The organism is Gordonia sp. NPDC003424, assembly GCF_053588655.1.
Window position 1 is genome coordinate 583325 of record NZ_JBSFQJ010000001.1, and the last position, 22124, is coordinate 605448.

Annotated in this window: 20 protein-coding genes; 12 read left to right on the forward strand and 8 right to left on the reverse strand. The window is 68.1% G+C overall.

From position 1 onward, the window contains the following. Positions 1–1197, reverse strand: a complete 1197-nt coding sequence (locus tag ACWDTI_RS02600; protein ID WP_449736462.1) for a hypothetical protein — start codon at positions 1195–1197, stop codon at positions 1–3. Positions 1198–1271: 74 nt separating this feature from the next. On the opposite strand from ACWDTI_RS02600, the gene ACWDTI_RS02605 reads away from it, so the two are divergent. The 3 genes from ACWDTI_RS02605 to ACWDTI_RS02615 all read left to right on the forward strand — a co-directional run bounded on the left by ACWDTI_RS02605 (position 1272) and on the right by ACWDTI_RS02615 (position 4601). Then, positions 1272–2552 (forward strand): competence/damage-inducible protein A, encoded by a 1281-nt coding sequence (locus ACWDTI_RS02605; protein WP_449736463.1) that lies wholly within the window; start codon positions 1272–1274, stop codon positions 2550–2552. 79 nt (positions 2553–2631) lie between these two features. Continuing rightward, positions 2632–4392, forward strand: coding sequence for an FAD-dependent oxidoreductase (locus ACWDTI_RS02610; protein ID WP_449736464.1), 1761 nt, complete (start codon positions 2632–2634; stop codon positions 4390–4392). A 50-nt stretch (positions 4393–4442) separates the two neighbouring features. Continuing rightward, positions 4443–4601, forward strand: coding sequence for a hypothetical protein (locus tag ACWDTI_RS02615; RefSeq protein WP_449736465.1), 159 nt, complete (start codon positions 4443–4445; stop codon positions 4599–4601). A gap of 16 nt (positions 4602–4617) precedes the next feature. Here the strand turns inward: ACWDTI_RS02615 and ACWDTI_RS02620 are convergent, their stop codons facing one another. After that, positions 4618–5748 carry an MFS transporter gene (locus ACWDTI_RS02620; RefSeq protein WP_449736507.1) on the reverse strand — a complete coding sequence of 377 codons (1131 nt, stop codon included), beginning with the start codon at positions 5746–5748 and terminating at the stop codon, positions 4618–4620. Positions 5749–5859: 111 nt separating this feature from the next. Between ACWDTI_RS02620 and ACWDTI_RS02625 the strand changes: the two genes are divergently transcribed. Both ACWDTI_RS02625 and helR read left to right on the forward strand, forming a co-directional pair. After that, positions 5860–7056, forward strand: coding sequence for an ROK family protein (locus ACWDTI_RS02625; RefSeq protein WP_449736466.1), 1197 nt, complete (start codon positions 5860–5862; stop codon positions 7054–7056). A gap of 141 nt (positions 7057–7197) precedes the next feature. Continuing rightward, entirely contained in the window at positions 7198–9342 is a 2145-nt protein-coding gene (gene helR / locus ACWDTI_RS02630) for an RNA polymerase recycling motor ATPase HelR (protein ID WP_449736467.1), read from the forward strand. Between the two features lies 1 nt (position 9343). On the opposite strand, the gene ACWDTI_RS02635 is transcribed toward helR, so the two are convergent. After that, a complete protein-coding gene (locus ACWDTI_RS02635) occupies positions 9344–10390 on the reverse strand; it encodes a hypothetical protein (protein ID WP_449736468.1) in 1047 nt (348 codons plus the stop codon). A 96-nt stretch (positions 10391–10486) separates the two neighbouring features. Between ACWDTI_RS02635 and ACWDTI_RS02640 the strand changes: the two genes are divergently transcribed. Next, positions 10487–11065 carry a TetR/AcrR family transcriptional regulator gene (locus tag ACWDTI_RS02640; protein ID WP_449736469.1) on the forward strand — a complete coding sequence of 193 codons (579 nt, stop codon included), beginning with the start codon at positions 10487–10489 and terminating at the stop codon, positions 11063–11065. A gap of 88 nt (positions 11066–11153) precedes the next feature. Further along, on the forward strand, positions 11154–11753 hold the full coding sequence (locus ACWDTI_RS02645) for an Rv1733c family protein (RefSeq protein ID WP_449736470.1): 600 nt from the start codon (positions 11154–11156) through the stop codon (positions 11751–11753). A gap of 22 nt (positions 11754–11775) precedes the next feature. On the opposite strand, the gene ACWDTI_RS02650 is transcribed toward ACWDTI_RS02645, so the two are convergent. The 5 genes from ACWDTI_RS02650 to hpnE form a co-directional block, all read right to left on the reverse strand. Beyond that, entirely contained in the window at positions 11776–12093 is a 318-nt protein-coding gene (locus ACWDTI_RS02650; RefSeq protein ID WP_449736471.1) for a response regulator transcription factor, read from the reverse strand. A gap of 113 nt (positions 12094–12206) precedes the next feature. Next, positions 12207–13295: a hypothetical protein gene (locus tag ACWDTI_RS02655; protein WP_449736472.1), complete on the reverse strand. Its 1089-nt coding sequence runs from the start codon at positions 13293–13295 to the stop codon at positions 12207–12209. Then, positions 13292–14494: an ATP-binding protein gene (locus ACWDTI_RS02660; protein ID WP_449736473.1), complete on the reverse strand. Its 1203-nt coding sequence runs from the start codon at positions 14492–14494 to the stop codon at positions 13292–13294. Before ACWDTI_RS02660 ends, ACWDTI_RS02655 begins: the two co-directional genes overlap by 4 nt. Continuing rightward, positions 14461–15120 carry a response regulator gene (locus tag ACWDTI_RS02665; RefSeq protein ID WP_449736474.1) on the reverse strand — a complete coding sequence of 220 codons (660 nt, stop codon included), beginning with the start codon at positions 15118–15120 and terminating at the stop codon, positions 14461–14463. Before ACWDTI_RS02665 ends, ACWDTI_RS02660 begins: the two co-directional genes overlap by 34 nt. A gap of 141 nt (positions 15121–15261) precedes the next feature. Beyond that, positions 15262–16611: a hydroxysqualene dehydroxylase HpnE gene (hpnE, locus tag ACWDTI_RS02670; protein ID WP_449736475.1), complete on the reverse strand. Its 1350-nt coding sequence runs from the start codon at positions 16609–16611 to the stop codon at positions 15262–15264. A 117-nt stretch (positions 16612–16728) separates the two neighbouring features. On the opposite strand from hpnE, the gene ACWDTI_RS02675 reads away from it, so the two are divergent. The 5 genes from ACWDTI_RS02675 to ACWDTI_RS02695 are packed head-to-tail and all read left to right on the forward strand — an operon-like array spanning position 16729 to position 21973. Continuing rightward, complete coding sequence (locus ACWDTI_RS02675) at positions 16729–17847, forward strand: polyprenyl synthetase family protein (RefSeq protein WP_449736476.1); 1119 nt, start codon at positions 16729–16731, stop codon at positions 17845–17847. Further along, entirely contained in the window at positions 17844–18542 is a 699-nt protein-coding gene (locus ACWDTI_RS02680) for a monooxygenase (RefSeq protein WP_449736477.1), read from the forward strand. Before ACWDTI_RS02675 ends, ACWDTI_RS02680 begins: the two co-directional genes overlap by 4 nt. An 11-nt stretch (positions 18543–18553) precedes the next feature. After that, on the forward strand, positions 18554–19369 hold the full coding sequence (locus ACWDTI_RS02685; RefSeq protein ID WP_449736508.1) for a carotenoid biosynthesis protein: 816 nt from the start codon (positions 18554–18556) through the stop codon (positions 19367–19369). Beyond that, entirely contained in the window at positions 19356–20489 is a 1134-nt protein-coding gene (locus ACWDTI_RS02690) for a glycosyltransferase (protein ID WP_449736478.1), read from the forward strand. The genes ACWDTI_RS02685 and ACWDTI_RS02690 overlap by 14 nt, the downstream gene beginning before the upstream one ends. Continuing rightward, a complete protein-coding gene (locus ACWDTI_RS02695; RefSeq protein ID WP_449736479.1) occupies positions 20486–21973 on the forward strand; it encodes a phytoene desaturase family protein in 1488 nt (495 codons plus the stop codon). The genes ACWDTI_RS02690 and ACWDTI_RS02695 overlap by 4 nt, the downstream gene beginning before the upstream one ends. The last annotated feature ends 151 nt before the right edge of the window (positions 21974–22124 follow it).

Below are 22124 nucleotides of genomic sequence, written 5' to 3' on the forward strand. Positions count from 1 at the left end.
CTATTCCTTCGTCGACAGCGCGGAGAGTTCGTCGGTCGTGACCACGCGCGTGCGCGGCTGCGGATGTGTCGTCGCCTTGATCCACCGGAACGTCATACCGCCGCAGTCGTGACCGGCGGTGTCGATCCAGTTCGGCAGGCCGGGGTCCTTGTGCGCCACGATGATTCGCACACTGCCATCGGGCAAGTAGGTCGCGGTGTGCTTATTGACGTGGATGGTGTGATGCCGGTAGTCCAGGGACTCGAACCAATGGTTGTCCAGCACGAAGTTCCACGCGTCGCAGTCGGGGATCTCGGACTCGATGACCAGCGCTTCGTCCGGGCCGAGCCGCCAATAGCTGTGGTAGTAGATGATATTCGGGTCGCCGCCGAGTTTGGTCGACTTGTCGGGATCGAACATCGGCAGCTCATTGACATGCTTCTGGAAGTCGTGCGACCACTTGGCGAACAGCATCGACGCCCCGGCCACCATCAGGCTCGCCTTGCCGAGACCGGCGTCGATCTGCGCCGCGGTCACCGGTGCCGGTGCGGCCGAACCGCCGAGGAGTTCGATGGTCAACTCGGCCGGCAGCTCGGTGGTGCGGTCGGCGAACGTCTGCCGGACGATCAGCAGTCCGGTGTCGGGGGTCATCGGCAACCAGTTGCCGGGATGCTCGGTGGCGCTGAGGATCAGTTCGAACTGCCCGTCGTCGCCGATCTGGAGATCGGCGGCCTCCACGTAGCCGGTGGTCGGCATCTGGGCACCCTCGCCATAGTGGCCCTCCTGGGTGCCGAAGCCCAGATAGTCGACGGTGCCGCGGGTGCCGGTGATCCGGTAATCCAGGGTGCCGTCGATGGTGGCGTTCATGTAGTAGTTGTCCGGGTTGTCCGAGCCCATCTTGGCGGTCTCGTGGATCATGCGCCGCAGAACCGGCGCCCGCGGGTCGGCGTATTCGATGAACGCCTCGAGGCCGGCGCGGGTGAGTCGGCTCAGGTAGCGATACCCCTCGGCCTGGGTGAGCGGGTCGGTCGGCGTGCCGGGAAACACGATCGCCGCGCCGGCGGCTTTCAGGGTGTCGCAGAACTCTTCCCAGGACTTACCACTGACAATGCGCTGTTCGGCGAGAGTGTCGGGGGTCTGACCACGGAACTTCAGGTAGGCCAGTCGGGCCCTCTTGAATTGCCCCAGCGCCGCCGTCGCGATCGTCCTACCGTTCATCGCCCACCTCTCGTTGCCCAGTCGTTCCATGATCGGCGACCGGCCGTCGTTTTGTCCCGGCTACGCTCGATGACGTGAGTGTGCGCGCGGGCATTGTGGTCACCGGAACCGAGGTCCTGACGGGTCGGGTCACCGACCGCAACGGGCCGTGGGTCGCCGAACAACTACTCGCGATGGGCGTCGACGTCGCACACATCACCGTCTGCGGCGATCGCCCCGCGGACCTCACCGCCCAGCTCGCCTTTCTCGCCGATCAGCACCTCGATCTCATCGTCACGACCGGCGGTCTGGGTCCGACCGCCGACGACCTCACCGTCGCCACGGTCGCGGCGTTCTGCGGGCGCGCGCTGCACCTTGATCCGGACCTGGACGCCGACATCGAGGGCATCATCCGTCGGTGGCAGCACCTGGGCGACGAACCGATGCCCGACGCTCTGGCCGTCGGCGTCCACAAGCAGGCCATGGTGCCCGACGGTGCGCAACCGATCCCGCCCGTCGGCACCGCTCCAGGCGTCGCAATTCCGTCTGCCGACAACAACACTCGCGTGCCGGCCATCCTCATTCTGCCGGGGCCGCCCCGCGAGCTCCGGGCGATGTGGCCGACGGCGGTGGCGAGTGCGCCGGTCGTCGACGCGCTTGCCGGGCGGGTCGAGTTCGCCCAGCAGACGATTCGCGCATACGGATTGTCCGAGGCCCATCTGGCGGAAACCCTGCGGGCCGCCGAGCCGGAGATCGACGGATTCGACGCACTCGAGATCACCACCTGCATTCGGCTCGGCGAGATCGACATGGTGACCCGATTCCCGCAGGCCGCAGCTCCGGCGTATCAGGAGTTGCAGCGTGTGCTTCTCGAACAGCATGCACGACAGATCTTTTCGGTCGACGGAAGCAGTATCGACGAACAGATCGCGACGCTGCTCTCGGGCCGGATGATCGCGACGGCCGAATCGTGCACGGGCGGAATGGTTGCCGCGCGACTCACCGATCGTCCCGGGTCGTCGGCCTATGTGATGGGCGGCGTCGTGTCGTATGCGAACGAGGTCAAGGCCGGAGTGCTCGGCGTGCCGCAGGACATGCTCGACGAGCACGGCGCGGTCAGCGAACCGGTGGCCGCGGCCATGGCCGAAGGTGTGCTGCGACGTCTCGGGGTCGACGTCGCGGTGTCGACCACCGGTGTCGCCGGACCCAGCGGCGGAACCGAACTCAAACCCGTCGGCACCGTCTGGTTCGCGGTGGCGGTCAACGGTCGGCCCACCGTGACCAGACTCCGCCGATTCGCCGGCGACCGCGCGACCGTCAGGGCGCTGGCCACCACGGCGGCGTTGCATCTCGTCGCCCACACCCTTCGCGACTGACACCAGAGAAATTCATGTGGCACAGGCCTCATCGAGAATACGTTGATTTATACCCCCTGGGGTATATACCCTTGGGGGTATGGACATCACTGTGCACGACCCGAGCGGGTCATCGGCTTACGGGAACCGCGGCGTCAACGACGACGCACGCGGTCGCGTGAGGATCGTCGTGGTCGGCGGTGTCGCGGGCGGCATGAGCGCTGCCGCCCGCGCCCGCCGACTCGACGAGACCGCCGAGATCATCGTTCTCGAACGCGGCCAGCACCCGTCCTTCGCGAACTGCGGCCTCCCCTATTACGTCGGCGGCGAGATCGCCGAGGCCGACAAGCTCCTCGTCCAGACGCCCGAAACACTCAAGGAATCATTGGATCTCGATGTTCGCGTGCGCCACGAGGTGACCGCGGTCGACACCGCCGCACGCACCGTCGAGGTGATGTCGCCGAACGGGGTGGAGCAGATCGCGTATGACGCGCTCATCCTCGCGCCCGGCGCCCGGGCACTGCGTCCGTCCATCGACGGCCTGGACTCACCCCGCGTCACCACCCTGCGCACCGTCGGCGACGCCGTGGGACTGCGCGAGCGGGTGCTCTCCGGCGCGCAGCGGGCGGTGGTTCTCGGTGCCGGGTTCATCGGCCTCGAGGCCGCCGAGGCCTTGCGCCTGCGCGGACTCGACGTGCATGTCGTCGAACTCGCCGAGCATGTGTTGCCCCCGCTGGAGACCGAGATGGCCTCACTCATCCGCGACGAACTCGCCCACCTCGGCATCGAGGTGCACGACGGGGTCGCGGCCACGGGAATCGAATCCACCCCGCACACCGACACCGTCGTGCTGGGCGACGGCACCCGCCTGGCCGCCGACATCATCGTGCTGTCGGTCGGTGTCACACCCGACACCGCACCCTTCGAGGCCGCCGGTATCGCCTGTGAACGCGGCGCGATGATCGTCGACGAGCACGGACGTACCAACACCGAGGGTGTGTGGGCGGTCGGCGACGCCACCCTGAGCACCGATCCGGTGACCGGACTCCGTCGGCCGGTCGCCCTGGCCGGCCCGGCGAACCGAGCCGGCCGCCTGGTGGCCGACGACATCCTCCGCCGGGAATCGGCGCGCCCGATCCCGATGCCGCTCGGTACGGCCATCGTCCGGGTCGGCGAGCTCACGGCAGCACTCACGGGAGCCAACCGCCGTACGCTGGACGCGGCCGGCATCGACTACCAGACCATTCATCTGCACCCGGGCAGCCACGCCGGCTACTTCCCGGGCGCGCAGGCGGTGCACCTACTGGTGCACGTGCGCTCCGGCGACGGAGTGCTGCTGGGTGCGCAGGCCGTCGGCGCCGACGGTGTGGACAAGCGCATCGACGTCATCGCGACCGGGATCCGTGCGCACCTGTCGGCCACCGACCTGATGGACCTCGACCTCGCATACGCCCCGCAGTACGGTTCGGCCAAGGACCCGGTGAACCTCGCCGGGATGATCGCCGAGAACGTCCTCACCGGGACCGTCCGACTCTGGCAGGCAGCCGACGTCGACGAGGTCAGGGCATCTGCGTTGGTGCTCGACGTCCGCTCGCGTGACGAGTACGCCGGTGGCCATCTGCCGGGCGCGCTGAACGTCCCCCACACCGAGGTCCGGCAACGGCTTCCCGAGATCACCGCCGCAGCCGCCGGCCGGCCGATCCGTGTCCATTGCCAGTCCGGCATGCGGTCCTATCTCGCGACCAGGATGCTGGCGGCCGAGGGACTCGACGTGGCGCACCTGTCGGGCGGCATGCTGACCCTTCGCGCCTGGCTGGGGAGCCGCGCACCCGAATTGATCGTCGACGAGGTCACCGTCTGACCGATCCCCGAGTTCACCGCAATTAATCCAACCCGATAAAGGAGATAACCATGTGCCAACAGACCACCTGCCGGAAGTGCGGCAAGGTCACCTGGCGAGGCTGCGGCCAACACGTCGATCAGGTGATGCGCGGCGTGCCCGCCTCCAAGCGCTGCCCCGGACACGACGCCGAGCCGGGTTTCCTGTCACGGATGTTCGGCAACCGCTGAGGGGATCCGGGAGTCGTCAGTTCGGAAACGCACGCTTTCCGACGACTGCGACGACCAACCCGAGGGCGACCAGGACCGACCCGATCACGGCCAGGTACGTGACAGCCGCATCGGTCTGCAACACGGAACCGCCGATGAGCGCGCCGAGGGCGATGCCGACGTTGGCGGTCGCGTTGATCCACGCACCGGCGACCTCGGGTGAGTCCGGCAGGGCACGCACCGCCGACGCCTGGTAGATCGCCGGCACTCCGCCGAACACGCCGTTCCAGAGCGCGACGGCGATCACGGCGAGGCCAATCCAGTTCTGCCCCAGGCCGACGCCGATGATGGCGACGGCCAGCAGTGCCAGAACGACCAGCACGGTCGTCCGGGGCCGTCGATCGATCGTCCGGCCGGTGCACCACAGGCCGACAAGGCCGCACACGCCGCAGATCAGCAGCACCGGACCGATCGACGACTCCGGCGCACCGGCCCGCAACAGCACCACCGCGATGTAGGTGTAGACGGTGTACTGCCCGATGAACGTCAGCATGTTCGACGACACCACGACACCGAGATCGGTTCGGGCGCTGCGCACTCCGACATCGGAGCCGGGGGTTCCCCCGGGCACGGCCGGGAGCAGGCGCACGATCAGCACGAGCGCGATCGCGGCGGCCACCGCGAGGACGAGAAACGCGTTGCGCCACCCCACCGCGGTGCCCAGCGCCGTCGAGATCGGCACGCCCAGCACGAAACCGGCCGTCGAGCCACCGCCGACGATCGCCAGACCGCGACCGACCTGTGCGCGCTCGACCAGACGCGGCACGTAACCGATGCACACCGCGAAGAACAGGGCGTGCGAGAGGCCGCCGATGACACGCCCGGCCGCGACCACCGCGAACGACGGCGCCAGGAAGATAACCGTGTTCGACAGCAGATAGCCGCTCACCGTCGCGACGATCAACGGCTTCCGCGGCAGTCGCCGGGTGGCCAGGGTCAGCGGCACCGAGAACACGGCGACCATCACCGCGAACGCCGTGACCAGCAGTCCGGTGGTCGACGCACCGACCCCGAAGGCGTCACCGACCGCCGGCAGCAGACCCACCGGCAACATCTCGGTGGTCACCGCAAGGCAGCACGCGAGGGCCAGGGCCAGCAGGCCCGGCATGTTGTCGCGGACGCCGCGGGCGTTCGGCGCGACTGCGGTGGAGGTGGTGGATGACACGATCGGCAAATATACTCGGGATCAGAGTTTATTAGCAATGCGATTATCGGGAACATGGCCACATCGTCGGCAGCATCACATTCGGGCGGCGCCGCACGGCTGCTCACTGCCGCGCGGTTGATCGATCTCGTCCGCGCACAACCGGGAATCACCCGCGCCGCGGCGGCACAGGAGCTGGGCATCGGCAGCGGTGCCGCAACCGAATTACTCGCGCGCCTGCGCGACGCCCACGTGCTCGACGAGAGCCCCGCCCCCGCGCAGGGCCGCGGCCGTCCGACGACGCTGTTGCACGCGCATCCGCGGGGACCGATGGTCGTCGTCGCCGAACTCGGCGTCACGGGCTGGCGGGTGGCCAGTGCCGGCCTCGATGCGGAGCCTCGGGTCGAGGCCCACGCCACGCGTCTGCGGCAGGGCCCGCAACGGGTTCTCGACGAGATGGCCGAGGCCATCCGGCAGGTGCACATCCGCGAAACCCGTCGGGTGCGGGCGGTGTCGGTGTCGGTGGCCGGCACCGTCAGCGACGACCGGCTCGTCCAGTTCAGTCCACGCGGCTGGTCGGACGTCGACCTGTCGCGGCTCACCGCCCAACTGCCCGCCGACGTGAATCTGCCGGTCCTGGTCGGCAACGACGCCACCCTCGCCGGGCTGGCGGAGGCGCGAACCGGCTCGGCGCGTGGCGGCGGGACGGTGCTGCATCTGATCGTCGCCGTCGGCATCGGCGGCGCGTTGATCGTCGACGGGGTGCCCGCGATGGGCGCGCACGGAGGTGCCGGCGAATACGGACACGTCCCCTTCGGAGATCCGGGGCGTCTGTGCCCGTGCGGTGCGTATGGCTGCTGGGGTCTCACCGTCGACGGGCTGGCACTTGCGGAACATCGTGGCGACAAGGCGCCGCGAAATCCGATTGCCTACGCGCACAAGCTGATCGATGCAGCCCAACACTCGAGTCCGGACGCGACGACGCGACACGCCTTCGATGCGGTGGCCACCGCGCTCGGCCGCGGCATCGCCGGTCTGGTCAATCTGCACGATCCCGACCTCGTCACTCTCGGCGGTGTCGCAATCGGGTTGCGCGCCACGGCATCTGATGCGTTCGACGCCGCATACTCGGCCGGGCTCATGGCATACCGCAAGCAGGCACCGCCGCCGGTGGTCGATGGCGCGTACGGCGACGACGGACCCTTGCGTGGTGCGGCGATTCGCGGTATTGATCACATCACGACCTCTGAAGCGCTGGCCGGCTGGATGTGAACCGCGCAAGACGCTGCGCGGAGACAGACGTTCGCGTGCTGCCACTTTCACCATACCGCGGGATGGGGGCCTTGCCGCAAGGCCCCCATTCGGGTGCAGAATCGTCGAGCCATGCGTGTTGACCCAGCTGAGAGCCCGATCATGCGACCCCCGACCTCCGACGTCTTCGACCTTCCCGAACGACTGGCCGCCAAGGCCGACCCGGCACTCATCGCCACCGACGTACGCCATTTCGACGACATCGCGTCCGGCCTCGACCACGCGATGACCGAGTTGTCCACCCGCATCGGCACCCTGCGCGCCATGCCCGGCGGCAAGGGACGGCAGGCGGTCGACCGCGACATGGAGATCCACGAGGCCACCGCACGGTTGCGGACGCTGCAGCGTTACCGCGTCGATCTGTGTCTCGGGCGGATGGTGCCCGACGACGGGTCCGAGCCCGTCTACATCGGACGTCTCGGTCTGATCGATCCGCAGGGTCGGCAACTGCTGGTCGACTGGCGGACGCCGGCCGCTGCACCGTTCTTCGCCGCCACGGCGGCTCAGCCATTTGGGCTGGTGAGCCGACGCCGATATCGGTGGACACAGGGGCGCATCACGGACTACTGGGATGAGGTGTTCCATCCGGATGCGGCCGCCGCGGGCGTGGCACTCGACGACGATTCGGCGTTCATCGCCAGCCTCGGCGCGAGCCGCTCGCCGCGCATGCGTGATGTGTTGAGCACCATCGCATCCGACCAGGATGCGATCATCCGCGCCGATTCGCGGGGTGCGCTGGTCGTCGACGGCGGTCCGGGAACCGGCAAAACGGTTGTCGCACTGCATCGAGCCGCATACCTGCTGTACGCCGATCCGCGCCTGAAGGGCAACCGGGGCGGCGTGCTCGTCGTCGGGCCACACGAACCGTATCTCGCATACGTTTCCGACGTCCTGCCGAGCCTGGGTGAGCACACCGTGCAGACCTGCACCCTGCTCGATCTACTCCCGGAGGGTGAAACCGCTCTGGCCGAAACCGATTCCGCCGTCGCTCGGCTCAAGTCGGAGGCGCGGATGGTCGACGCGATCGAGACCGCGGTGCGCTGGTATGAGGAACCACCGACGAATCAGGTCGTCGTCGACACCGAGTGGGCCGAGATCAGCCTCGGCACGACGGATTGGGCAGAGGCCTTCGATGCCCCGGGGTCGGCCACACCGCACAACGAGGCGCGGGAAGAGATCTGGGACGCCCTCGCTGCGATCTTCGCGGATCGGGTCGACGAGGCATCGGCGCCAGAGGTCCGAGACTCCCTGTCCCGCAACGACGAACTGTCCGCGATGATCAACCGGGCGTGGCCGATGCTGAGGGCCGAGGACGTCGTCGGCGACCTGTGGTCGGTGCCGGCGTTCCTGCGGATGTGTGCCCCATGGCTCACGCGTGACGAGGTTCGGATGTTGCAGCGCAGTCATGTTCATGTCTGGACGGTCGAGGATCTGCCACTGCTGGACGCGGCCCGGCGCAGGCTGGGCGACCGTGACGCGGCCCGCCGCAGCGCGCGGCGTAGCGCGGTACTCGCATCCGAACGCGTGCGCATGGACGACGTCGTGCAGGATCTGCTCGACGCGCACACCTACGACGACGGCGAAGGCCTGACCTCGATGCTGCGGCAACAGGATCTACGGGATGTCCTGGTCGATCAGGAGGCCGCCGGGCGGGCCGAGACCGACGTGCTGGCGGGGCCGTTCGCCCACATCATCGTCGACGAGGCGCAGGAACTCACCGATGCCCAGTGGCGAATGCTGCTCAGCCGCTGCCCGTCTCGTAGTTTCACCGTCGTCGGGGATCGGGCCCAGGCACGGCACGGGTTCACCGAGTCGTGGCCCGAACGCCTGGAGCGGGTCGGGTTCGACGAGGTCCGCACCATGTCGCTGACGATCAACTACCGCACACCCGAAGAGGTCATGACGCGGGCCGCCCCCGTCATCCGGGCGGCGATCCCCGACGCCAATGTGCCGACGTCGATCCGCCGCAGCGGCATCCCGGTCCGTCACGGATCGACGGCGGATCTGTCGTCGATCCTGGACGACTGGCTGGCCGACGAACCCGACGGGATCGCCTGTGTCATCGGTGATCCCACCTTTGCCGAGCGGGATCGGGTGCGGTCGCTGAGCCCGGTGACCGCGAAGGGCCTCGAGTTCGATCTCGTCGTCCTGGTCCATGCGGGTCGATTCGGTGACGGTATCGAAGGGGCCGTGGACCGTTACGTCGCGATGACGAGGGCGACGCAGCAGCTCGTCGAACTGGATTGACTCACCCGCGGTTGACCGCCGCCTCGTCCTCTCCGATCGCCTCCGCGATCACGTGTTCCGGTCCATCGGGTTCCGGACGATTCCGGTTGCGCCACTCGGCGATTCCGAACAGCGTCGAACCCACCACCAGCCAGCACAACAGCACGATGATCGCGTGCTGCGTGCCGTTGCCGTCGAAGAACACGACGCCACGCAGCAGTGAACCGGTGGCCCCGGGCGGCAACAACTGCCCGATGAATCCCCACGGCGTGGGAAGCGCCTCGGGTGCGCCGGCCAGGCCGGAGAGCGGATTGCCCAGCAGGATGAGAAGGATCGCCGCGATGCCGAGACCCAATCCGCCCAACAGTTCTCGCAACCCCAGCACGGCCATCGCCGTGGCGGCGATGCCGAGCATGGCCGCCAGCGATGTCAGCCAGTAGTTCCCGTCGAAGGTGCCGACGACGAACTGCAGCACGGCGGTCAGCCCGAGGCCGCCGACCACCGCGAAGCTGATCACGGCGATGAGGCGTCCGCGGAAGGTGTGGATCAGCATCATGATGACCACGGCGCCGATCCATCCGCCGAGGGCCATCGGCAGTGCGCCGGCGGCGAGTCCGGCCCCGCGGGGGTCCTCGGCGGGAAAGCTCTTCACGTCGATGACCGTGTTGGTGCCGTGGTGCGCGGCGGCGAGATTGTCGCCGATCTTCTCGATCATGGTGGCCACGGTGGTGCTGGCGGCAGTGGCGACCACGGTGTGTACATCCCCGTTGGGCGCCAGCACCAGGGCACCGTAGATGTCGCGGTGGAGGATCGCGTCGCTCGCGGCGGCCTCGTCCGCGTATTCGGTGATGTCGAAACCGTCGGCCTTGGATTCCAGGGCGCTCACCGCGGGCGCGGGACCGACCACACCGAGCGGGATCCCGTTCGCGCCGGAGTGGACCGCCGGGAGCGAGAACGCCATCAGCATGATGCCGAGCAGGACGGTCAGTCCCAGCACGAGCAGCGGGATCTTCTTGTTCTCACCCTGCGCTCGGGTGCGCGAGGGGTCGGGTTCTGCGGAGTTCGCCATCGGGACTGACCTCTTTGGATACGTATCGTTTCTTATCAGGTGGATCTAAGGTAGCCTGGCGCAATAAGAAACGCAACGTCTCTAGGAGGTGTGGTGGTGGCCACTCGTCGAAGGGGTGTCGAACTCGAGACCGCGATCTACGCGGCCGTGCTGGCCGAGCTGTCCGAATCCGGGTATTCGGCAATGACATTCGAAGGCGTAGCCGCACGGGCGGGAACCAGCAAAGCGGTGTTGTACCGCCGTTGGGCGACCAAAGGGGAGATGGTGATCGCTGCGCTGTCGGACAGCATCCGTCCGTTCGCGGCGCCCGACACCGGCAGCTTGCACGGCGATCTGGTCGCCACCTTGAAGCTGTTGCGATCCCACATCACGCTGATCAAGCGGCGAACCGTCCTCGGTCTGCTGACCGACCTGGACACCGACGTCGTGACCGACGTGCAGGACCTCCTCATGACGCGGAGCCGCGAGATCCTCGGCCCGGCGATCAACCGCGCGAGGGTGCGCGGCGAACTCACCGACGACGCCGTCCCCGAGCGGTTGGTGAGCCTGCCGTTCGACCTCAGCCGCCACGATCTGCTCTTCGGCGGCTCCTTGCCGGACACGCGGATCGAGGAGATCGTCGGCGACGTCGTCCTACCAGTTTGGACAGTAGGTCACCAAGGGGAGCAGATGTGATCTTGATCCCGATCTGCCTGGTCAAGCTGGCACCAGTGGTGCGGCAGGTGGCACCGTTGAATTACGTGCGCGCGGGAGGAGAAGTCGAATGATGGCCGACTCTAAGCTGATCCCTCAGCGATGGCCGCTGTTCCGACTCGCCAGCCGTAACCCTCTCCTCCGCCTTTCTGATCGGCTGGAGTCCCTCGCCCATTGGGCGGCAGTCGTTTTCGCCATCATCGCGATTCCGTTGACCGTGTCCGTCGGACACGATGTGCACGGCGCTCTGGTCCACACGCTGGAGGAGCAGTCGCAGACCGTCCATCCGGTGACGGCCACCGCGGTGCGCAACAGCGAATCGCTGATCACCCCCGATGGCGGCGACGCGATGGTCCAGGCCCGTTGGACGTACAACTCGGTGAGCTACAGCGACACCGTGCACGTCGACACGACCGTCACCACCGGCGAACACTTCCCGATGTACGTCGACGATCAGGGCAAGGCCACCACCAAACCGATGACCGGGGCCGACATCGCCGCCAACACCGTGCTCGTCGCACTGACTTTCTACGCCAGCCTGCTTGCCGCGTGCGTGGTGTTCGTGCTCACCGTGCGCAGCGTGCTGGGTCGCTTCCGACGTCGCGCGTGGGACGCCGAGCTGGCGCTGCTGACCGACAGCGGCGACGGCTGGGCTCGTCGGAACCTCTGAGGTCCTCCGCCGACCGGTCCGGTCAGTCGACGACAGCGATGATGGCTGCGCCGGCGGACTCGCTCGGGTCCACACCGATGCGCCGCGCGATGTCGTTGAGGGTCAGGTACCCGTCCTCGATCGCGCGGATCAGCAGCGCGATCTTGGTGTTCGCCGGCCGTCGCACCGACTGATACTTTGCCCGGATACGGGCGAGATGCGTGTGCACCGTCGCGTCCGAGATGTAGAGCGCCTGGGCGACTTCACGTTTGGATTCACTGGCGAGCCACAGGGTGAGTACTTCGATCTCGCGGTCGCTCAGCAGACGAGGTCGGCGGGCGGGTAGCGGCTCGGCGGTCATCGGGGTGTCTCCTCGAGATGCGGGGGATCGCACGGAACGGACTCTCGTCGTCGACGCTATGAGGACCGGGCATCGGTGACCAGACGCAAGTTTCGGTGCCCCCGGATCTGGGGTCAGCTGAAGGAACGAATACGCCCGGTCTGATCGATCTCCGATCGCACGCTGGAGCCGTCGGCCCGCCGATGCAACACCGACGCGGCGATCGCCCGATCCGGCGGCGAGACGCGGACGTACACCTGGCCGTCCGTGGCGAGGTCGAGGACCTCGGTGGCGAGCCCACCGACCGCCGCGGCCACCCGTAGGTCGACGGCGCCGTCGTCGGTCACTTCTGCTCGGTCGGCGCGCGAGTCGTCGATGAACACGACCTCGACTCCGCGGACGCGAGCGTGGTACGCCGGGTCGTCGAGGTTCAGCGTCGACATCAGTGGCGCACGCAGCCGATCCCGCAGGTGCGCCTCGAGGAGTTCGCACTCGGTGCGTTCGGCCGCGGTGAGTTCGTCACCGGATGCGATCCGTTCGAGCAGCGGCCGGGCCATCTGGTCGAGGAAGCGAACCTGATGGACCCGTTCCTCGGTGGCCGCGGCCTGCGCGGAGAGCCGGCCCACCTGAGTGATGGTCTGTGTGCGCAGCGCGAACACCTCCTTCGCGGTGGGACGCAGGGTGAAGGAGAACAGGGTCGCCATCGTCAGCGGCGCCGCGTCGACCGCGACGAGAGTCGCGCTGCCGGGAACGGACAAGCCCACCGAATGTCCCCACCAGCCGAACACCACGGCCTCGGCCACCAGGCCGAGCCACGGCTCGATCCGACGGCCCCGCACGGACATGAAGGTGTAGACGGCGATCGCGCCACCGTGTGTCCAGGTCACCAGGACCGACGACGCCGATTCGGCCGGCGTCGTCCACAGCGCGAACGCGCAGGCGACGGGGCCCACTGCGGTCAGCGCGAGTGTGGTGGGCATCGGCAGCGGGTCCCCGGGCACCTGCACGATGGCGATGGCCGCGACCGATATCAGGGCGGCGGCGACCAGCGTGGGCCAGATCGGCGCGACGTCGTGCACGACGAACCCGGTGGTGATCCACGTGGCGGCCAGAAAGGTGCCGAGCACCAGCCAGGCGCCGGGTTGCCGCATGCCGAGGAGGTCGCGGACATCCTCGCGCTCGGCGCCGGAGTAGGCCCCCGCGATGTCGGCCGATCTTGTCATCGGCTCCACTCCGCACACACCCGGGTACCGGCCCCGGGTCGCGACGCGATCACGGCGGAACCGCCGGGCACCTTGCTCATCCGTCCGCGGATGCTGACGGCGATACCCAACCGCGACACCGGCACCAACTGCGGATCGAACCCGATCCCGTGGTCGACGATCTCGCTGCGCAGCAGGTCCGGTCCCGCGGTCACGGTGACCGATGTGGACGCCTGGTCGCCGGCATGCCGACCGCTGTTGCGGACCGCCTCGGCGGTGGCGGCGGCCACCGCCGACACCGCGGCACCCGGATATCGCTCGTCGTGGTCACCGCCGACGACGACGACGCGAAGAGCGGGATCGACCTGGGTGACCGCCGCGCGGACTTGACCGATCGCTTCGAACGCGGTCTGGGCTGCGGGTTCCTCCCCGTGGGCTGCGCGATCGACCGCGGCCAACGCTGCGCGGGCGTCGTGCGCGAGCTCCGGGGAGGCACCGCGGCGCGCGGCCAGCAGGAGGGTCGACATGACGTTGTCGTGTGTCAGCGCATCGAACCGCGTACGTTCGACCGACCGGGCATGCTCCGCCGCTGCTGCCGCGGTCGCCTGGAACGCGCGGGCGCGGGTGGCGTCGAGGATGCCGGCGGTGCGAATCGCCATCACCGCTGCGGCGACGAAGATCAGCGAGAAGGAGTACGACCAGGCCAGGTCAGGGAGGAACGGTCCGCTGAGTTCCGGCAGCCGGGCTGCGTGGCTGATAGCCACCGATCCGGCGCACACCACCCCGAGATAGACGAACGGGACGACCGCTCGGAACGCCAGCGCCGACGCGATTGCGGCCAACCCGGGAAACTGGGAGAACCAGATCCCGGCGGTGGTGTCGATCTGCGCACCGGTCCAGCCGAACCACCACAGCGCAATCGCGATCAGAAAGCCGAACGCCGCGGCGGCCGCCGCCACGCGGATGCGTCGACTGCTCCCGCGCCAACTCAGTGGGCCGATCGCCAGCCCGGTCCCGAAGATGAGCACGACCGCCGACACGGTCCACCAGGTGTGCATGATCGGCGCGGATACAAGGATCAACGGCGCGGTGATCACGGCGTAGGCGAGATAGCCGACCGAGACGAACACCGACATCAGCCGAAGGATGCGACGACCGGCGAGCTGATCCCGCGCGTCGTCGACGGTCAGCGGCGGAAGCGCCGCGGGATCGGCAGCCATCCATCCTCGATCGCACGCTTGTACAGGTCGGTCTTCGTCGGCGCCGGGCGCCCGGCCGTGCTGTATCGGTTCCGGATCCGGTTCACGTAGTCACTGACGGTTTCTGCGGAGATGTCGAGTTCCCGGGCGACCCGGGCCGACGATTCGCCGGCCGCATAGAGCTCGAGCACCCGACGCAACTGAGGCGAGAGGTCGACGAATCCGATGTCGGAGTCGATGGCCGCGGCCCAGTCGATGCCGGGCACGGTGTCACCGGCCAAGGCTTGACGGATCGCCGCGAGCAGTTCGGTCTCCCGCACGTTCTTGCGCACCACACCCAGCACACCGGCGCTGGCGGCCTGACGGACCAGGTACATCTCGTCGCCCGACGTGTAGACGAGGGTCGGAATCCCGGACTGCTCGAGGGTCTCGATGTTGGTGATCGGTGAGGTGCCGTCGTCGAGGCGCAGGTCGAGCAGCACCAGATCGAGGTCGGTAGTCACGGCCAGCAGATCCGAGACGGTTCCAGCACCGGCCGCGAGTTCCATGTCGGATTGGTCGTCGAGGGTCGCCCGCAATCCGCGGACGATCTGTTCGTGATCATCGACGACTCCTACGCGCCAGACCCGTGCCGGGCATTCGGTCATGCCGATCATCATTGCCGACGCCGACCGATCCGGCGCGGCAAGACCTCTCGACCCGCCGGGACTGGTCAGGGTCGGCGGCGCTCGATTGGCGGTCCGTCTAGTGTGCGTTGCCGGCGCCGATTCCGGTGTCACCCGTGTGGGTCAACTTGTCGCGGCGTACTCCAGGATCACGTCGACGGCGCGGGCAGCGCTCTGGCACGCACCTTCCATCGTGGTGGTCCAATCGGTGCGGGTCCAGTCGCCGGCCAGCGCGAGACCGTGCACCGCGGTGCGCTGGTCGGGCCGGATGCCCGCGGTGCCGGGACGTTGCGCGAAGGTCGATTTCGGCATCCGCACCACGTGACTGTGCAGCACCTGCGCGTCACGTGCGTCCGGGTAATACCGACGCAGCATGTCCATCTGGATCTCGGTGATCTCGGCGTTGGTCTTGTGGGTCAGTTCGTAGGCCGCCGACACCGTCGTCGAATAGAGGTGATTCCGCGCCGGATCGCGTCCGTGCATGGTTTGGCGGTCCCACACCTGTTCCAGCACACCCTCACCGCCGTGCAGGACCTCGCCCCAATCGGACATGCCGATCGGGCGGTCGAGATACAGGTTCACACTCACGATGGGTACCGGGGTCAGCTGATCGACCGCCGCATAGATCTCTTCGTGCCCGGGAACCTGATCGAGCAAACCCTTCACACTCCACACCGGTACCGCGCAGATCACCGCATCGGCCGCGACCTTCTCACCGTCGGCCAACGTCACCCCGGTGACCTCGCCGTCGGCGACATCGATCGAGGAGACAATGGCGCGGTGGCGGACTTCGACCCCGTTGTCGGCGAACGCCTTTTCGGCGCCGGCGATGAACAGCGTGTCGAGGTCGACGGTGGGGTAACCGATGGAGATGGGCTCACGCGTCTCGCGGGCCCGGCGGATGCCGGTGACGAGCAGATCCGCCGGCACCTTGGCCGATGAGATGTCGGGTTTGTCGCCGGTGAGGCCGATGACGATCCCGTCCCACAGCGCGTCACGCGCCGACTGCGGCATGCCGATCCGCCGGAACCATTCGTCGGCGGTGATGTCGTCGAGCCAGTCGGGTTGCCGCAATGCCTGCCGGATCAATGTCGTCTGAGCGCGCGCGGTGCGCAACTTGTCGAGGCCGCGGACACCGGGCAGGTCACCGATCGCGGTGCGCACTCCGTCGATCCCGGAGAAGGCGGATCGTCGTGTCGCCCCTCCCGGCATCCGCATCGTCATGTGCCCGGGGAAGCAGACGTGTTCGCGCGTGCCGACACTGTCGAGGTAGCGCATGAGGTGCTGATAGCCGCTGGCAAAGACGTGCTGCCCGTTGTCCGGGACGTCGTCGATCGAGGCGAGCGGAATCGAGATGGTGCGCCCGCCCAAGGAGCCGCGCCTCTCCAACAGCGTGACCCGCTGCCCTGCCTCGGAAAGCCATACCGCCGACGCCAGGCCGGCCAGTCCCCCACCCACGACCACGCAATGCATGCGGTCAGGGTAATGGCCGGGCCCGATGCGCGCGTCCCGCCCACCCGGCGCTCGGCATCGCGTACAGCCAATCACCGGTCGCCCCATCCACTCCGCTGACGTCTCCGAATCCAGAGTGTGTCGCCTCCCGGAAGCCCACGCACCGACACCTGTGACCCCGATACCGCGGTCCGGGGGTTCTCGGCCGCACACATCGCGAGCGTCGACGACGTGTTGCGCGATCATGTGCGCGGTCACCTCGACCTCCTGACCGGCATCCACCACGACATCACGCCACTCACCACCTATCTCGAACGGGCGTTGACCGGCGGCAAGCGGTTGCGCGCCGACTTCTGCCTGTGGGGCGCCCGCGGCGCCAACGGTGGGCGCGTCCCACCAGGTGCGATCGAGACAGCGGCGGCGCTTGAACTGTTCCATCTCGCGGCCCTGATCCACGACGACGTGATGGATCACAGTGACCAGCGGCGCGGGATGCCGACCGCGCACCGGCACTTCGCCGACCGCCACACCGCCGACGGCGGACTCGGCGATGCCGAGGACTTCGGTGAGGCCGTGGCCATCCTCGCCGGCGACCTGTGCCTCACCTGGTCGGATGATCTTCTCGCCGAGGGACTTTCCGAACTGACGCGGGAGATCCGCAACCGGACGCGGTCGGTGTGGTCGACAATGCGCGACGAGACGATCGGTGGGCAATACCTGGACGTTCTCGGGCAGACCCGGTCAACGGTATCCACTCACCGCGCACGACTCGTGCTGCAGTTCAAGAGCGCGAAATACACTGTCGCACATCCATTGCGTCTCGGCGGGTGCCTCGGCGGAGCCGACGACGACCTCATGGGCGCCTATGACCTCCTCGGCCTGATCGCCGGTGAGGCGTTTCAACTCCGCGACGACCTTCTCGGTGTCTTCGGCAACTCGGTCAAGACGGGGAAACCGATCGTCGACGATATCCGCGAGGGCAAACGAACGTTGTTGGTGGCCGTGGCGACCGAGCTCGCCGATCCGGTGCAACGTCGCGACCTCGCCCGTCATCTCGGCAATCCTGATGTGAGCGATGACGATCTTCACTCGGTGTGCCAGGTCTTCCGGGACACCGGTGCGGTCGATCATGTGGAGACCCGGATCGCCGACCTCGCCGAGCAGGCAAACCGGACGGTCGAGACGTTGGCGGTAGACGAGTTGTCGCGCAATGCTCTTCGTGACCTGATAAACCGGTGCGTTTGGCGCACTTCATGACTCCCCAGCAGCAATGCGTCGTGGAGTTGCGCATCTGGGGTGTTACCAGCGTCGCACGCGCCTTGCGCCGAATGGCCGGCGGACGAAACGCGATACGCCGAACCACCGGCCTGCGCTTTGCCAAGCTCCTCGGCACGGGCTCCGCGCGGACCTTCACCCCTCGCGACGCCGACCCACGTCATTGGGCGTTGTTGACAGTGTGGCGCGATCGTGACGCCGCCGATCGTGGCGCCTCGTCCCCACTGATCCGATCGTGGGCCGACATCAGCGACGAAGAGTTCCGGGTGCGCATGCGGCCCCTGGTCAGCCGGGGCCGCTGGGCGCGCAGAGAACCTTTCGGCACGGGGGCAGCCACCGGGACCGACTGGTCCGGCCCGGTGGCCGCGATCACCCGAGCCCGACTCCGTCCCACGCGCGCCCTGTCGTTCTGGCGTGCGGTGCCCCCGGTGGTCTCGGAACTGACTGATGCACAGGGCCTTCGGATCGCCGTGGGGATCGGGGAAGCGCCGATCGGGCTGCAGGGTACGTTCTCGATGTGGGACAGCGCCGCCGATCTCACCACGTTCGCCTACCGCTCGCCGGCGCACCGGGCCGCCATCCGCCGCACCGCACCGGAACGGTGGTACGCCGAGGAACTCTTCGCGCGGTTCGCGGTCACCGATGTCACCGGGTCCTATGAGGGGAGGACCCGGTGAATCGGTCGACGATGCGGCCCGCGGGAACACCGCAGGCGAGCACGCCGCCCGTGTCGGGTGGTTTGCGACAACGGCTTTCGGTGCTGTCGTGGATGCTCTTCGGTGCGACGTTCCTGGTGCAGGCCGCTTTTCCGTTCACCGACGGCGGCACCCTGGCGCTGACCATCGCGAGCGTGGTGTTCCTGGTTGCTGCGGTCATCGTGAACGTGGTCGCGGTCTGTGGAATCCGGTCGGCGGTCTGGCTGGTCCTGGTGGCCGGTGGTGGCGGGCTGGTCGCGGAATCCGTGGGCGTCCACACCGGGTTTCCGTTCGGCAGCTACTCCTATACGGGCCTGCTGGGTCCGGAGGTGTTGGGGGTGCCGATGGTGGTGCCGTTGGCCTGGATCATGATGGCCTGGCCGGCGCTGGCGGTGGCGCGTCGGCTGGTCGGAACATCGCACCCGCTCGTCCGCGCATTGGTCGGCGCCGCGGCGCTGACAGCATGGGACGTATTCCTCGATCCGCAGATGGTCGATCAAGGCTATTGGCAGTGGCGCGACCCCTCGCCGTCGATCCCTGGCGTGCACGGCATTCCGCTGACCAACTTCGCCGGCTGGTTTCTCGTGGCACTACTCATGATGGCCGTTCTGGACCGCCTGGTTGACACGGCGACATCCGACGCGCTGCCGATCACCATCTACCTCTGGACGTACTTCTCGTCGGTGGTGGCGCACGCCCTGTTCTTCGGGCGGCCGCCGGTCGCGCTCGTCGGCGGACTTCTGATGGGAGCGCTGGCAATTCCCCTTGCCATCACGCTGATCCGCGGGGCCCGTCGTGCGCGCCGGTGACGTGTGGGACGCCGTGGTCGTCGCCGGGACAACCACCGCGCTGGCCTCGGTCGCACTGGCCGCGCACAACGCGTGCACGATTCGACGACCTGATCCCGTCGCCACCCCCGAACCCGAGCCCCTGACCGTGCTGCTCCCGGTCCGCGACGAAGCACACAATGTGATCGATTGTCTGACCGGCATTCTCGCGGCCCTCGACCGTTGGCCCGGACCCGGTCGGGTGGTGGTCCTCGACGACGAGTCCACGGACGGCACAAGCGGACTACTCGCCGAGTTCATCCGTCGCCACGGTCGCGTCGAAGTGGTTCGCGGCTCACCGACACCGCCGGGGTGGCTCGGGAAACCGTGGGCGTGTGAGCAGTTGTCCCGCAGCGTGATCCATGACGACGGCGTGCTGATCTTCATCGATGCCGATGTGCGCGTGGCGCCGCGCGCGTTCGTCTCGTCGGTGGCCTTACTGCGGGCCGCGGGCCTCGATCTCGTATCGCCGTACCCCCAACAGCGTGCGGTGACCATGGCGGAACGGCTGGTCCAGCCGCTGCTGCAGTGGTCGTGGATGAGCACGCTGCCTCTCGGTGTCGCGGAACGCTCTGCGCGCGAGTCACTGTCGGCGGCCAACGGCCAGCTGATGGTGCTGGACACAGCCGCCTACCGGCGAGCGGGAGGCCACGCCGCCGTGTGCGGAGAGGTCCTCGAGGACATCGCGCTGCTGCGAGCGATCAAGCGCTGCGGCGGGCGCGGCGTGGTCACCGAGGGGAGTTCGGTAGCCGACTGTCGCATGTACATGAGTCTCCGCGACCTGCGCGCGGGCTATCGCAAGTCCCTGTGGTCGGCGTTCGGGTCCCTGCCGGGCACCATCGCGGTTGTCGTGTGGCTCAACGCCACGTACGTCGTGCCGGCGATCGCTCTGCTGGGCGGCTCCCGCATCGGTCTTGTCGGGTACCTCGCGGGCGTCGGTTCGCGGGCGATCGCTGCGCGCACCACGCGAGGGCGGTTGTGGCCGGATGTGGTCGCGCACCCCGTGTCTATCCTCGCGTTCACGGGTCTGACTGTGGATTCGGTTGTCGCACATCGCCGCGATTCGCTTGCGTGGAAGGGGCGGCCGGTGGTGGTGCGATGACCGAGATCGTGGTCGTCGGCGCCGGCGTGGGTGGACTCGCCGCCGCCCTGCGTCTGCGGGCGCTCGGTCACCAGGTGACGATCCTCGAGCAGTCCGACGAGATCGGCGGCAAGCTGGGGGTTCTGGAGAAGGACGGATTCGTCTCCGACACCGGACCGTCGCTGGTCACCATGCCGCACATTCTGGCCGAGCTGTTCGCCGCGGCCGGGACGCCCCTCGACTACGTGCTGCCTCTCACCCGGCTCGATCTCGCGGCCCGCTACCGCTTCCCGGACGGCACCGTGCTGGATCTACCGGGCCGGCTTTCGGAGATCCCGTCGGCCCTCGATGCCGCGCTCGGCCCGGGTCGTGGTGCGCAATGGTCGTCATTTCTGACTCGTGCACAACGGATCTGGGATCTCACCCACGAAGTGTTTCTCGAGGCGCCGCTGCGGCCCTCGTCGATGCTGCGTGCCGCCCGGCCCGCCGACATCGCCACGATCGCACCATGGCAGTCGCTGCGTGGCATCGGAAGTCGATACCTGACCGACCCGCGGCTGCGGATGCTGCTCGACCGCTACGCCACCTACACCGGTTCCGACCCCCGCAGGGCGCCGGCCGCGCTCGCCTCGGTTCCCTGGTCCGAGCAGGCATGGGGCTCCTGGTATGTGCCAGGCGGTTTGGGGCGCATCGCCACGGCGATCGCGGACCGGTTCGTCGAGCTCGGCGGTACGATCATGACCGGGTGTGCGGTCTCCGAGATCACCACCGACCGAGAGGGACACGTCGACGGCGTGCGGTTGGCCGACGGGACGATACAACCGGCAGACACCGTGGTCGCCAATGCGGACGCCCAGGAGGTCTACGGCCGTCTGGTCAAGACACCTGGCGCGACAAAGGCTTTCGCCCGAATCCGCAAGACGACGCCGTCACTGTCCGGGTTCGTCCTGTTGCTCGCGCTCGACGACCCGCCCGGCGATCAGCCGCACCATCACATCATGTTCGCCGAGGACTACGATGCCGAGTTCGATGCGGTCTTCGGCCGCCACGGCCGGCCCCGGCCCGTGCGCCGACCGACGGTGTATGTCAGCGCGCCCGACGACCCCGAGATCGTCCCGGGTCCGGGAACCGGATCGTGGTTCGTCCTGGTCAACGCGCCCCGCCACGACCCGGTCGATGGAGTCGATTGGGACGCTGAGGGTCTCGCCGAGCACTACGCCGACCACGTACTCGAGGTCATGGCCGACCGTGGCCTCGATATCCGAAACCTCCTGCGTCATCGCATCGTTCTGACGCCTGCAGACCTCGAGCGCCGCACCCTGACCCCGGGCGGGTCGATCTACGGGTCGTCGTCGAACGGCCCCCGCGCCGCATTTCTCCGCCCCCGCAACGCTTCCCCGGTACCGGGGCTGTACCTCGTCGGCGGCTCCGCCCACCCTGGTGGCGGGCTCCCACTCGTCGTGCTGTCGGCGAAGATCGTCGCGGATCTCATCGGGGCGGCGTGATTGGTGGCCACTTCCCCATCGCGGGTCGAGTAAGTAACCTGGGCCGCCGCAGGCGACCAGCGTGGGCTGGGAAGAGTCGCAGCCCTTTTCGCTGATCGAGTAAGCCCGCGAGCTTGCGAGCGAGCGCATCGAGATCAACGGTGAACGAGAT

Coding starts and splice junctions, on each gene's coding strand:
- ACWDTI_RS02600 (WP_449736462.1), bottom strand. CDS start 1,197: ATGAACGGTAGGACGATCGCGACGGCGGCGCTGGGGCAATTCAAGAGG.
- ACWDTI_RS02610 (WP_449736464.1), top strand. CDS start 2,632: ATGGACATCACTGTGCACGACCCGAGCGGGTCATCGGCTTACGGGAAC.
- ACWDTI_RS02615 (WP_449736465.1), top strand. CDS start 4,443: ATGTGCCAACAGACCACCTGCCGGAAGTGCGGCAAGGTCACCTGGCGA.
- ACWDTI_RS02620 (WP_449736507.1), bottom strand. CDS start 5,748: ATGCCGGGCCTGCTGGCCCTGGCCCTCGCGTGCTGCCTTGCGGTGACC.
- ACWDTI_RS02625 (WP_449736466.1), top strand. CDS start 5,860: ATGGCCACATCGTCGGCAGCATCACATTCGGGCGGCGCCGCACGGCTG.
- helR (WP_449736467.1), top strand. CDS start 7,198: ATGCGACCCCCGACCTCCGACGTCTTCGACCTTCCCGAACGACTGGCC.
- ACWDTI_RS02635 (WP_449736468.1), bottom strand. CDS start 10,390: ATGGCGAACTCCGCAGAACCCGACCCCTCGCGCACCCGAGCGCAGGGT.
- ACWDTI_RS02645 (WP_449736470.1), top strand. CDS start 11,154: ATGATGGCCGACTCTAAGCTGATCCCTCAGCGATGGCCGCTGTTCCGA.
- ACWDTI_RS02650 (WP_449736471.1), bottom strand. CDS start 12,093: ATGACCGCCGAGCCGCTACCCGCCCGCCGACCTCGTCTGCTGAGCGAC.
- ACWDTI_RS02655 (WP_449736472.1), bottom strand. CDS start 13,295: ATGACAAGATCGGCCGACATCGCGGGGGCCTACTCCGGCGCCGAGCGC.
- ACWDTI_RS02660 (WP_449736473.1), bottom strand. CDS start 14,494: ATGGCTGCCGATCCCGCGGCGCTTCCGCCGCTGACCGTCGACGACGCG.
- ACWDTI_RS02665 (WP_449736474.1), bottom strand. CDS start 15,120: ATGACCGAATGCCCGGCACGGGTCTGGCGCGTAGGAGTCGTCGATGAT.
- hpnE (WP_449736475.1), bottom strand. CDS start 16,611: ATGCATTGCGTGGTCGTGGGTGGGGGACTGGCCGGCCTGGCGTCGGCG.
- ACWDTI_RS02680 (WP_449736477.1), top strand. CDS start 17,844: ATGACTCCCCAGCAGCAATGCGTCGTGGAGTTGCGCATCTGGGGTGTT.
- ACWDTI_RS02685 (WP_449736508.1), top strand. CDS start 18,554: ATGCGGCCCGCGGGAACACCGCAGGCGAGCACGCCGCCCGTGTCGGGT.
- ACWDTI_RS02695 (WP_449736479.1), top strand. CDS start 20,486: ATGACCGAGATCGTGGTCGTCGGCGCCGGCGTGGGTGGACTCGCCGCC.